This is a genomic window from Pseudomonas sp. SWRI51, assembly GCF_014268825.1.
Classification (GTDB): Bacteria; Pseudomonadota; Gammaproteobacteria; order Pseudomonadales; family Pseudomonadaceae; genus Aquipseudomonas; species Aquipseudomonas farsensis.
Genome location: NZ_JABWRG010000045.1, coordinates 24,716 through 36,467, shown reverse-complemented (window position 1 = coordinate 36,467; position 11,752 = coordinate 24,716). Strand labels below are relative to the sequence as shown.

Genomic DNA, 11,752 nt, shown 5'->3' with positions numbered 1-11,752 from the left:
GGGGCAAGCCCGCTCCCACGGTGCCCAGTTCTCTGCGCGACAGCGCAGCCCGGAAGGGCTGGGTGATCTCCCACAGGCTGTGTGTGATCCCTGTAGGAGCGGCCTTGTGCCGCGATGGGCCGCAAAGCGGCCCTGGCGCCTTCAGTTCTTCTCCAGCACCCACTGACGCGCACCCGCCGCCAACTGCGGCATTTCATCCGGCTGGGCGCGGTTCACGGCCTGGAAGATTTCCAACCGATTGCCTTCGCGCTTGAAAATCCATGGCGCGCCAAGCTGGTTGCGCTCAAGCCACAGGCTGTCGTTGCCAGCACCCATGGTCGCGCAATCGCCGGCCATGCACAGGGCAAAGCGATCCGGGCCGGGCAGGCCGGTGACGCTGCCGTTGTCGCTGAAGCGCACGACAGCACCTTGGCCGCGGCCTTCAAGGATCTTCCAGTCACCGCCCAGGTACGCCTTGTACAGCTCGCGCTCGAAGCTGCTGCCCAGCGGCGCGCTGTTGCTGGCTTGCGCGCGAACGAAGGTTTGCGTGTGGCCGGAAGGGTCCTTGGCTTCGAGTTCGTCCCCTGCGAGGGTCAACTGCTCGTTCTGACCGCCCTCGAACTCCACCTGCCAATCTTTCTGGTTGGCAGCCAGGCGCCCATCGGCGGCTTCAAAGCCGTTGCTGAAGCTGGCTTTCTGGTTTTTGACGTCGACCTTCCACTCGAACACCGGGCCGTGATCGGCCAGCGCCTGGCGCAGGCTGGCGCCTTTGACGGCAGCGTCGATGGCGTCCTGGTTGATCCAGGTGCCGTTGAAATCTTCAGGTTTGTGGCTGGCGCAGCCGCCCAGAAGCAGGGCTGCCAGGGCAAGGGGCAATGCATGGCGCATGGGGAGTAACCTTGGGGCAGAAGGGGGGGGTGACGGGCGCAGCGCCCGCCACCTAGGGCATTACTCGAGGACCAGAATTGCGTCCATTTCGACCTGCGCGCCCTTCGGCAGGGCGGCGACGCCAATGGCGGCGCGGGCCGGGTAGGGCTGCTCGAAGTAGCGGCCCATCACCTCGTTGACCTTGGCGAAGTGGCTCAGGTCGGTGAGGAAGATGTTCAGCTTGACGATGTCCTTGAACGAACCGCCAGCGGCTTCTGCCACCGACTTGAGGTTCTCGAATACCTGCACGGTCTGGGCTTCGAAGCCTTCGACCAGCTCCATGGTTTTAGGGTCGAGCGGGATCTGCCCCGACATGTAGACAGTATTGCCAGCCTTGATCGCTTGCGAGTAGGTGCCGATAGCGGCAGGTGCCTTGTCGCTGGTGATGACGGTCTTGCTCATGAATGACTCCTTGCGGTGGGCGGACTACGCACGCATGCGGGTGATGCGGACCACGCCGGTCAAGGTGCGCAGCTTCTTGATCACGCGGGCCAGGTGCACGCGGTCGTGCACGCTGACCACCAGTTGGACCACGCTGATACGGCCGTCGCGTTCGTCCATGCTGATTTTCTCGATGTTGCCGTCGGCGGCGTTGACGCTGCTGGCCAGCAGCGCAATCAGGCCGCGCTGGTGCTCAAGCTCCACGCGCAGTTCGACGTTGAACTCGCCGGTAACGTCCTTGGCCCAGGAAAGCTGCAGGCACTTTTCTGGGTTGTGCCGCACTTCGCTGATGTTGCGGCAGTCTTCCAGGTGCACCACCATGCCTTTGCCCGCCGACAGGTGGCCGACAATCGGGTCACCGGGGATCGGGGTGCAGCACTTGGCGTAGCTGAGCACCAGGCCTTCGGTGCCGCGAATGGCCAGTGGGCCTTCGGGTGCTGGCAGTTGCTCGCCTTCGGCAGACAGCAGGCGCCGGGCGACCACGTAGGCCATGCGGTTGCCCAGGCCGATATCTTCGAGCAGGTCTTCGATCAGTTCCAGGCGGTATTCGCTGAGAATCGCTTGCACGCGCTCTTGGGAAATTTGCTCAAGGCTGCTGTCGAAACCGGTGAGCACCTTGTTCAGCAGGCGTTCGCCCAGGCTGATGGACTCGGAGCGGCGCTGTTGCTTGAGGGCGTGGCGAATGTGCGTGCGCGCCTTGCCGGTAACCACGAAATTGAGCCAGGCCGGGTTGGGCCGCGCGCCGGGGGCGCTGACAATTTCGACCGTCGAGCCGCTTTGCAACGGCTCGGACAGCGGCGCCAGGCGGCGGTTGATGCGGCAGGCAATGCAGCTGTTGCCGACGTCGGTGTGCACCGCGTAGGCGAAGTCGACGGCGGTGGAGCCTTTGGGCAGCTCCATGATCCGGCCTTTGGGGGTAAAGACGTAGACCTCGTCCGGGAACAGGTCGATCTTCACGCTCTCGATGAATTCCAGCGAGTTGCCCGCGCGCTGCTGCAGCTCGAGAATGCCCTTGACCCACTGACGGGCGCGGGCGTGGCTGCCCTTGGGGTGCTCGTCCTCGTTGGACTTGTACAGCCAGTGCGCAGCGATGCCGTTGTTGGCCAGCTCTTCCATTTCGCGGGTGCGGATCTGGATTTCGATCGGCACGCCATGCATGCCGAACAGCGTGGTGTGCAGCGACTGGTAGCCGTTGGCCTTGGGAATTGCGATGTAGTCCTTGAAGCGCCCCGGCAGCGGCTTGTACAGGTTGTGCACGGCGCCCAGCACGCGGTAGCAGGTGTCGACCTTGTCGACGACGATGCGGAAGGCGTACACGTCCATGATCTCGGTGAAGGCGCGGCGCTTGCCACGCATCTTCTTGTAGATGCCATAGAGGTGTTTCTGCCGGCCACTGACTTCGCCCTCGATGCCATCGGCAGCCAGGCAGTTGGCCAGCGAGGTTTCGATCTTGGCGACCAGCTCCTTGCGGTTGCCACGGGCAGCCTTGACTGCGCGGTGGATCAACGACGAGCGCATCGGGTGCATGGCCTTGAAGCCAAGGTCTTCGAATTCGACGCGCACGTTGTGCATACCCAGGCGGTTGGCGATGGGGGCGTAGATTTCGAGGGTTTCCTTGGCGATGCGCCGACGTTTTTCGCCGGACAGCACTTCAAGGGTGCGCATGTTGTGCAGGCGGTCGGCCAGCTTGACCAGGATCACGCGGATATCGCGGGCCATGGCCATGGCCATTTTCTGGAAGTTCTCGGCTTGCGCCTCGGCCTTGGTTTCGAAGTTCATCTGGGTCAGCTTGCTGACCCCGTCCACCAGTTCGGCGACGGTTTCACCGAACTGCTGGCACAAGGCTTCTTTGGCGATGCCGGTGTCTTCGATCACGTCATGCAGCATGGCGGCCATCAGGCTTTGATGGTCCATGTGCATGTCGGCAAGAATGCTGGCTACCGCCAGCGGGTGCGTGACGTACGGCTCGCCGCTGCGGCGGCGTTGCCCGTCGTGCGCCTGCTCGGCGTAGAAGTAGGCGCGGCGGACCAGGTTGACCTGTTCCGGGCCCAGATAGGTCGATAGCCGTTCGGCGAGGGCTTCTATACCCGGCATGGTTTCACCTCTTGCAGTCGAAGAGGGCCTTGCGCCGCACGACGTCGACCTGGCATCAATCAGACAGCCTCGTTGTTCTCGTCCTCGAACGCGGCGAACACCGGATCTTCGGTGACGATTTCTTCGGCGGCGATGAATTCGTTGGTGACGATGCCTTCGGCGATTTCACGCAGGGCAACGACGGTAGGTTTGTCGTTTTCCCATGCAACGCGTGGCTCTTTACCGCCGGTCGCCAGCTGACGGGCGCGCTTGGTCGAGAGCATGACCAGCTCGAAGCGGTTATCCACGTGTTCCAGACAGTCTTCAACAGTTACGCGGGCCATGGTGTTCCTCGGTAGCAAATGCGGTAGGCGTACAGCCCAATACGGGCAGGCGGACTCGATAGTTTAAAAAATCACCAGCCAATAGGGAAGGACTGTTTTCTCAACCCGCCCTTCGCGCTGTTACCGTGCATGTGTGATTGCCCGGCGAAACTGCCGCAGCAGACGCCTTTACGCCTGCTCTCGACGATACTGCTTCCACCTCGGCGAATACAACCCCTTTGCCAGATCATCCCATTGCGTGACGATTGCGCAGTGTCTTGCGGCGCTCTTGGGCACGGGGCTGTTGTGGTGAGCGGGCTTGCCCCGCGTTGGGCTGTGTAACAGCCCCAATCATGGACAATAAGGTGGGTCAGGCTGTCTTTGAATGCGGGTTTCAGGGCTGCTTCGCAGCCCAACGCGGGGCAAGCCCGCTCGCCACAACAGCCCTGTGCTCCCAAGGGCTGAGGTCTGGACGTTCAGGCACAACAGCCCCTACAACATCGCATCGCGCAATCGCGGGGTCAGTTCCTCGAACAGCGTCTGCACCGAGCGCAAGGCCCGGCAATCGGGACGGGTCAGCAGCCACAACTGGGTGTCGCAGCCGGCCAGCGGGCCGCTCAGTGCCTCCACGCCCGGCAACGCATGCACCATGTAGTCGGGCAGTGCCGCAACGCCCAGGCCGGTGGTCACCAACTGGGCGATGGTCGACATGCCGCTGCACTGGTAGCGCGGGCTCAGCCCAGGGTATTGCTGGTTGCGCCAGACCACCGTGGCGTGGTCCTGCATCGAGTCATCCGGGGCGATCCACGGCACGCTGGTGGGCTCGGCGTCGAGGCGTTCGCGCAATTGCGGGCGGCCACAGATCACATAGCTGGTCGAGCCCAGGCAACGCCCTACCAAGTGTTCGGGTGGCGCATTGGTCAGGCGCAGGGCGATGTCGGCATCGCGGCGGCTGAGGTTGGCGAAGGTGTTGGAGGTGCCCATCTCCAGCGACAACGCCGGGTAGTTGGGCATGAATTCGGCCAGCGCCGGCAACAGCAGGCTGTGCAGCACCGCCTCGGTGCAGGTCAGGCGCACGGTGCCGCTGACCACCTGCTCGCCGCAGGTCATGGCGATGCGCGCCGCCTCCAGCGCCTGCTCGGCGCGTTCGGCCTGCTCGGCCAGGGCCTGAGCGGTGTCGGTGGGCAGGTAGCCCTTGCGGCTCTTGACGAACAGCGCCGTACCCAGCGCCGACTCAAGCCGGCGGATCGAGCGAAAAACCGTCGAAACGTCGACTTTCAGCAGCTCGGCGGCCTTGGCCAATGAGCGCCCGCGTTCCAGGGCCAGCACCAGCGAAAGGTCGGAATGGTTGATCTGATATTGCATTGGTGCACGCTCTGCTTGCTGAATTGCCAATGTCTGTTGCGTTGGGGCCATTTTATAGTGAAACGGCCCCGGGGAATCAATGCACCCTGTCGGGCAGACAGCCCCCCACGATGGGCCAGTGAAAAAAACAACAGCAGCACCATCGTCGCCTTCCGAGGCGTCATCCGCAGCTCCACATCGCCGCTCCGAATCAAAGGATGTACAGCCATGACGTCGGTCTCTCCGTGCGCCAGTTCTTCCCGCGAGATGCAACAATTCCTGGAAGCCCACCCGGACACCCAGTACGTTGATCTGCTGATCTCCGACATGAACGGCGTGGTGCGCGGCAAACGCATCGAGCGCGCCAGCCTGCACAAGGTCTACGAAAAAGGCATCAACCTGCCGGCCTCGCTGTTCGCCCTCGACATCAACGGCGCCACCGTCGAAAGCACCGGCCTTGGCCTGGATATCGGCGATGCCGACCGTATCTGCTACCCGATCCCCGGTACCTTGTGCAACGAGCCCTGGCAAAAGCGCCCCACCGCGCAACTGCTGATGACCATGCACGAAATCGAAGGCCAGCCGTTTTTTGCCGACCCGCGCGAAGTGCTGCGCCAGGTGGTGAGCAAGTTCGACGACCTGGGCCTGGATATCTGCGCGGCCTTCGAGCTTGAGTTCTATCTGATCGACCAGGACAACCTCAACGGCCGCCCGCAGCCGCCGCGTTCGCCGATTTCGGGCAAGCGACCGCAGTCGACCCAGGTGTACCTGATCGACGACCTCGACGAATACGCAGATTGCCTGCAGGACATGCTCGAAGCTGCCAAGGAGCAAGACCTGCCGGCCGATGCCATCGTCAAGGAAAGCGCCCCGGCGCAGTTCGAGGTGAACCTGCACCATGTCGCCGACCCGCTGAAGGCCTGCGACTACGCCATTCTGCTCAAGCGCCTGGTCAAGAACGTCGCCTACGATCACGAAATGGACACCACGTTCATGGCCAAGCCCTACCCGGGCCAGGCCGGCAACGGGCTGCATGTGCACATTTCGTTGCTCGACAAGAACACCGGCAAGAACATCTTTGCCTGCGATGACCCGCTGCAAAGCGACGCCCTGCGCCACGCCATCGGTGGTGTGCTGGAGACCATGCCGGCCTCCATGGCCCTGTTGTGCCCGAACGTGAACTCGTACCGCCGTTTCGGCGCGCAATTCTATGTGCCGAATGCGCCGAGCTGGGGCCTGGACAACCGCACCGTGGCCTTGCGCGTGCCCACCGACAGCCCGGAAAACGTGCGCATCGAGCACCGCGTTGCCGGCGCCGACGCCAACCCCTACCTGATGCTGGCGGCAATCCTTGCGGGCATTCACCACGGGCTGACCCAGCAGATCGAGCCGGGCGCGCCGATTGAAGGCAATTCCTACGAACAACTGGAACAGAGCCTGCCCAACAACCTGCGCGATGCCCTGCGCGCGCTGGACGACAGCGAAGTGCTCAACCAATACATCAGCCCGGACTACATCGACATTTTCGTGGCCTGCAAAGAAAGCGAGCTGGCCGAATTCGAAGTGTCGATTTCCGACCTTGAGTACAACTGGTACCTGCACACGGTGTAAGCCCATGAGCGCAAATGCGGTCCCTTTGATCGGTGTCAGCGCCTGCCGTCAGCAGGTGGGGAAAAACTCGTCGCACACGGTCGGCGACAAGTATGTCGAGGCCGCAGGCTACGCCGGCTTGCCGCTGATCCTGCCGGCCCGCGACGGCGGTAGCGACAGCCAGGCGCTGCTGGTGCCACTCAATGGCATTCTGTTCAGCGGTTCGCCTTCCAATGTCGAGCCGCATCATTACAATGGCGCCCCCAGCGCCGCGGGTACCCGCCACGACCTGGCGCGTGACCGCCTGACCTTGCCGTTGCTGCAGGCGGCCATCGCGGCCGGCGTGCCGGTGCTGTGTATCTGCCGAGGTTTCCAGGAGCTCAACGTGGCCTTGGGCGGCAGCCTGCACCAGCGCGTGCACGAACTGCCCGGCTACCGGGACCACCGCGAAGCGCAGGAAGCAGCGCTGGAGGTGCAGTACAGCCCAAGCCACCCGGTGCGAGTCAGCCCAGGAGGTATGTTCGAGCGGATCGGTTTGCCAGCGCAGTTCGAGGTCAACTCGCTGCACAGCCAGGGCATCGACCGCCTGGCACCGGGCCTGCGCGTTGAGGCGTGCGCCCCGGATGGCCTGATCGAAGCGGTGTCGATGCCGGATGCGCCGGGCTTTGTGCTCGGCGTGCAATGGCACCCGGAATGGCGTTTTGCCGAGAACCCGGTTTCGCTGCGCCTGTTTCAGGCGTTTCGCGAGGCCTGCATTGCCCATGCTGCACGGGAAGGTGCGCGCCAGAACGGTTTCTGACGCCCGCCGAAGGTCCTGGAGGACTGGTCCCACACGCGAGCTTTCAATGAGTGAAAGCGGGCCTGCCGCGGCAGGTCTGTCAAAATAATTCCAATATCTACGGCAAAAACTCATGAATGAATACACAGACCACGGCCGCCCACCCGATGCGGCCGAATCGGGCAACACCACGCAAGGCAAGGGCCTGGCCAAGGGCCGCCTGGGGCTGTTGGCCAGCGTGGTGCTGGGCATTTCCACCATTGCTCCGGTCTACACCCTGACCGGCGCGCTCGGCCCGACCGTGCGCGAGGTCGGCGCCCACTTGCCTGCGGTCTTCATCGTCGGCTTTCTGCCGATGCTGCTGGTGGCCCTGGGCTACCGCGAGCTGAACTCGGCGGAGCCGGACAGCGGCACTTCGTTTACCTGGTCGGCGCGGGCGTTCGGGCCGATGATCGGCTGGATTGGCGGCTGGGGGCTGGTGGTCGCCACCACCATCGTGCTGTCCAACCTGGCAGGCGTTGCGGTCGACTTCTTCTACCTGTTCCTCGCCCAGATCACCGGTAACCAGGCGCTGGCGGGCCTTGCCGACAACTTGTTGGTGAATGTCACCACCTGTTGCGCGTTCATTGCCCTGGCGGTGTGGATTTGCTGTCGCGGCATGGCCACCACCATGACCGTGCAGTACGGGCTGGTGGCGCTGCAATTGATGGTGCTGATCGGCTTTGCCTTCGCCGCCTTTGGCGAAACCACCGCGCCGCCGCCGCTGGCGTTCGACCTGGCGTGGTTCAACCCGTTTGGCGTGGAGTCGTTCTCCTCGTTTGCGGCGGGGCTGTCGCTGTCGATCTTCATCTTCTGGGGTTGGGACGTGTGCCTGACCGTGAGCGAAGAGTCGGTGGGCAGTGAAGAGGTGCCGGGCAAGGCAGCTACCTGGACGGTGCTGCTGATTCTGGGCCTGTACCTGCTGACCGCCATCGCCACCCTGCAATTTGCCGGCATCAGCGACCAAGGCCTGGGGCTGGGCAACCCGCGTATCCAGGAAAACGTCTTTGCTCACCTGGCGGGGCCGGTGATGGGGCCGCTGGCGGTGCTGATGTCGATCGCCGTGCTGGCCAGTACGGCGGCGTCGCTGCAGTCGACCTTCGTTTCGCCGGCCCGCACGCTGCTGGCCATGGGGTACTACGGCGCTGTGCCGCAGCGTTTTGCCAAGGTGTGCCCGCGTTCGCAAACGCCGCGTTACGCGACCATTTGTGCAGGCGTTGCGGCGGCGCTGTTCTACGTCACCATGCGCACCCTGAGCGAGAACGTACTGGCTGACACCATCACCGCGCTGGGCATGATGATCTGCTTCTACTATTCGCTGACCGCGTTTGCCTGCGTGTGGTACTTCCGCCGCAGCTTGTTCAGCAGCGCGCGCCACTTCTTCATGCGGGGGGTGTGCCCGCTGCTCGGTGGGGCGATCCTGTCGGTGATCTTCGTGCGCACGGCGGTAGACAGCGCGTCGCCGGACTTCGGCAGCGGCTCGCATGTGGGCGGGTTGGGGCTGGTATTCGTGATTGCGGCGATTATCTCGGCGCTGGGGATTGTGTTGATGATGCTGTCGCGCTTGCGGCTGCCGGCCTACTTCCTGGGCGCCACATTGCGTCAGCAGGCCACTATTCAGTTGCAGGATTGAAGCTGGGGGGCGCTTTGCGCCCCTTTCGCGGCGCAAGGCCGCTCCTACAGGGATCGCGTTTCTCTGTAGGAGCGGCCTTGTGCCGCGAAAGGGCCTCGCAGAGGCCCCGGCATTCTTCAGCCGACCAGCTGTTTCAGCAGCTCGCCATGGGCCTGCTTCTGCTTTTCAAGCTTCAGCCCTTCTGCATGGGCCAAGGCATCCGCGCCGTCTTCACGGTTTGAGCGGAATACTGCCTTGAGGTCGTCCAGTGCCACGTCGAACTGGTTATTGATGATCAGGTACTCGTACTCGGCATAGTGCCTCATTTCACTCACCGCTTCCTTCATGCGCCCGGCGATGATCTCTTCGCTGTCCTGGCCACGCCCGTCCAGGCGGTGGCGCAGGGCTTCGAGGCTTGGCGGCAGGATGAAGATCGAGCGTGCCTCGGGCATCAGCTCGCGTACCTGCTGGGCGCCTTGCCAGTCGATTTCCAGGATCAGGTCGAAGCCTTGGTCGAGGGTCTCCTGCAAAGCGCTGCGCGAGGTGCCGTAGAAGTTGCCGAACACCTCGGCATGCTCGAGGAAGTCGCCCTGGGCGATCAGACCGTGGAATTCTTCGTGGGCAACGAAGTGGTAGTTCACCCCGTGCTCTTCACCCGGCCGCTTGGTGCGGGTGGTGTGCGAGACCGAGACGCGAACGCGTGGGTCGTCCTTGATCAGGGCTGTGACCAGGCTGGTCTTGCCGGCGCCAGAGGGTGCCGAGACGATATAAAGGGTGCCGCTGCTGTGGTTCATGGTGGGGGTGGCCTTACTCGATGTTCTGTACTTGTTCACGCATCTGCTCGATCAACACCTTGAGGTTGACCGCTGCCTGCGTGCTGCGGGGGTCGAAGGCCTTGGAGCCCAGGGTGTTGGCTTCGCGGTTGAGTTCCTGCATCAGGAAGTCCAGGCGCCGGCCAGCGGCGCCGCCGGACTTGAGCACCCGGCGCACTTCGGTGACGTGGGTGCTGAGGCGGTCCAGTTCTTCGGCGACATCGCTCTTCTGGGCCAGCAGCACCATTTCCTGTTCCAGGCGCTGCGGGTCGAGCTCGGCCTGCATGTCGGCGAAGCGGTCGACAATCTTCTGCCGCTGCACGGCAAGCATCTGCGGCACCAGGGCGCGCAAGGTGGTGACCTCGGCGGCCATGCTGTCCAGGCGCTCGTTGATCAGCCGCGCCAGCTCCGCGCCTTCACGCTGCCGGCCGGCCTTGAGTTCGGCCAGGGCCTCGTCGAACAGCGCCATGGCTTCGGCGTTGAGCGCTTGCGGGTCGGTTGCATCGGCAACCAGCACGCCCGGCCAGGCCAGCACTTCCAGCGGGTTCAACGGCGCCGGCTGCTTGATCAGCGCGGCGATGGTTTCGGCGGCAGCGACCAGTTGCGCGGCGCGCTCGCGGTCAACCTGCAGTGGCTTGCCGGTGCTGTCTTCGTTGAGGCGCAAGGTGCATTCGACCTTGCCACGCGACAAGCCCTGGCGCAGGCCTTCGCGCACGGCGCCCTCGAGGTCGCGCAGGGCCTCGGGCAGGCGCAGGTGCGGCTCGAGATAGCGATGGTTGACCGAGCGCAGCTCCCAGACCAGGGTGCCTTGGCTGCCAACGCGCTCGGCGCGGGCAAAGGCGGTCATGCTGTGCACCATGGGGAGTACCTCGCGAAATCGGTGAGCGGGGGAAGCCTTTCGGCTGCAAGGCGCAGGATTGTAGCGCAGTGCGACGCAGGCGCCCAATCCGGCCATGCTACAGGCGCCCTGTTTTCGTGCAGGAAAAATCGACGGGCTGTGGCGCCTGCGACGATAGGCATGTCCTCCATGGGCCACGACCTCTATACTGCTGGGCAGATTCAAGTCCCGGTACAGGTATCCCAGATGAAACGTCCAAGTGGTCGCGCCGCCGATCAGCTCCGCTCGATCCGCATCACCCGTAACTACACCAAGCACGCCGAAGGCTCGGTGCTGGTCGAGTTCGGTGACACCAAAGTCATCTGCACAGTCAGCGTCGAAAACGGTGTTCCCCGCTTCCTCAAAGGCCAGGGCCAGGGCTGGCTGACCGCCGAGTACGGCATGCTGCCGCGCGCCACTGGCGAGCGTAACCAGCGCGAAGCCAGCCGTGGCAAGCAAGGTGGCCGCACCCTCGAAATCCAGCGCTTGATCGGCCGCTCGCTGCGCGCTGCGCTGGACATGAGCAAGCTCGGTGACATCACCCTGTACATCGACTGCGACGTGATCCAGGCCGATGGCGGTACCCGCACCGCGTCGATCACCGGCGCCATGGTTGCCCTGTGCGATGCGCTGGCGGTGATCAAGAAGCGCGGCGGCCTGAAGGGCGGCAACCCGCTCAAGCACATGATCGCTGCCGTTTCGGTGGGCATGTACCAGGGCGAAGCCGTGCTCGACCTCGACTACCCCGAGGACTCCGCGGCCGAGACCGACCTGAACGTGGTCATGACCAGCGCCGGTGGTTTCATCGAAGTGCAAGGCACTGCCGAAGGTGCGCCGTTCCAGCCTGAAGACTTCAACGCCATGCTGGCGCTGGCGCAAAAGGGCATGAACGAAATCTTCGAACTGCAGAACGCCGCCCTGGCCGACTGACAGCAATCGCAGATGCAAAAAGCCGAC

General features: G+C 63.8%; 11 protein-coding genes. 4 read left to right on the top strand and 7 right to left on the bottom strand.

Going from position 1 to position 11,752, the window contains the following annotated elements; all coding sequences use genetic code 11:
- Nucleotides 1-141: 141 nt before the first annotated feature.
- The 5 genes from HU720_RS14565 to HU720_RS14545 form a co-directional block, all read right to left on the bottom strand.
- Entirely contained in the window at nt 142-867 is a 726-nt protein-coding gene (locus HU720_RS14565; protein WP_186520633.1) for a hypothetical protein, read from the bottom strand.
- A 60-nt stretch (nt 868-927) separates the two neighbouring features.
- Complete coding sequence (locus HU720_RS14560) at nt 928-1,308, bottom strand: RidA family protein (protein ID WP_110991989.1); 381 nt, start codon at nt 1,306-1,308, stop codon at nt 928-930.
- Between the two features lie 24 nt (nt 1,309-1,332).
- Nucleotides 1,333-3,441, bottom strand: coding sequence for a bifunctional GTP diphosphokinase/guanosine-3',5'-bis pyrophosphate 3'-pyrophosphohydrolase (gene spoT / locus HU720_RS14555; RefSeq protein ID WP_186520632.1), 2,109 nt, complete (start codon nt 3,439-3,441; stop codon nt 1,333-1,335).
- A 59-nt stretch (nt 3,442-3,500) separates the two neighbouring features.
- Nucleotides 3,501-3,764 carry a DNA-directed RNA polymerase subunit omega gene (gene rpoZ / locus HU720_RS14550; RefSeq protein WP_003253383.1) on the bottom strand — a complete coding sequence of 88 codons (264 nt, stop codon included), beginning with the start codon at nt 3,762-3,764 and terminating at the stop codon, nt 3,501-3,503.
- Between the two features lie 471 nt (nt 3,765-4,235).
- Complete coding sequence (locus HU720_RS14545) at nt 4,236-5,108, bottom strand: LysR family transcriptional regulator (RefSeq protein WP_186520631.1); 873 nt, start codon at nt 5,106-5,108, stop codon at nt 4,236-4,238.
- A 207-nt stretch (nt 5,109-5,315) separates the two neighbouring features.
- Here HU720_RS14545 and HU720_RS14540 point away from each other — a divergent pair, with 207 nt between their 5' ends.
- From HU720_RS14540 to HU720_RS14530, 3 genes are all read left to right on the top strand, one after another.
- Complete coding sequence (locus HU720_RS14540) at nt 5,316-6,698, top strand: glutamine synthetase family protein (RefSeq protein WP_186520630.1); 1,383 nt, start codon at nt 5,316-5,318, stop codon at nt 6,696-6,698.
- Between the two features lie 4 nt (nt 6,699-6,702).
- Nucleotides 6,703-7,476, top strand: a complete 774-nt coding sequence (locus HU720_RS14535) for a gamma-glutamyl-gamma-aminobutyrate hydrolase family protein (protein WP_186520629.1) — start codon at nt 6,703-6,705, stop codon at nt 7,474-7,476.
- Nucleotides 7,477-7,588: 112 nt separating this feature from the next.
- Complete coding sequence (locus HU720_RS14530; RefSeq protein WP_186520628.1) at nt 7,589-9,127, top strand: APC family permease; 1,539 nt, start codon at nt 7,589-7,591, stop codon at nt 9,125-9,127.
- Nucleotides 9,128-9,243: 116 nt separating this feature from the next.
- Here HU720_RS14530 and gmk read toward each other — a convergent pair whose 3' ends face one another.
- Nucleotides 9,244-9,900, bottom strand: a complete 657-nt coding sequence (gene gmk / locus HU720_RS14525) for a guanylate kinase (RefSeq protein WP_186520627.1) — start codon at nt 9,898-9,900, stop codon at nt 9,244-9,246.
- A 13-nt stretch (nt 9,901-9,913) separates the two neighbouring features.
- Complete coding sequence (locus HU720_RS14520; RefSeq protein ID WP_186520626.1) at nt 9,914-10,777, bottom strand: YicC/YloC family endoribonuclease; 864 nt, start codon at nt 10,775-10,777, stop codon at nt 9,914-9,916.
- Nucleotides 10,778-11,002: 225 nt separating this feature from the next.
- Here HU720_RS14520 and rph point away from each other — a divergent pair, with 225 nt between their 5' ends.
- Nucleotides 11,003-11,725 (top strand): ribonuclease PH, encoded by a 723-nt coding sequence (rph, locus tag HU720_RS14515; protein ID WP_186520625.1) that lies wholly within the window; start codon nt 11,003-11,005, stop codon nt 11,723-11,725.
- The last annotated feature ends 27 nt before the right edge of the window (nt 11,726-11,752 follow it).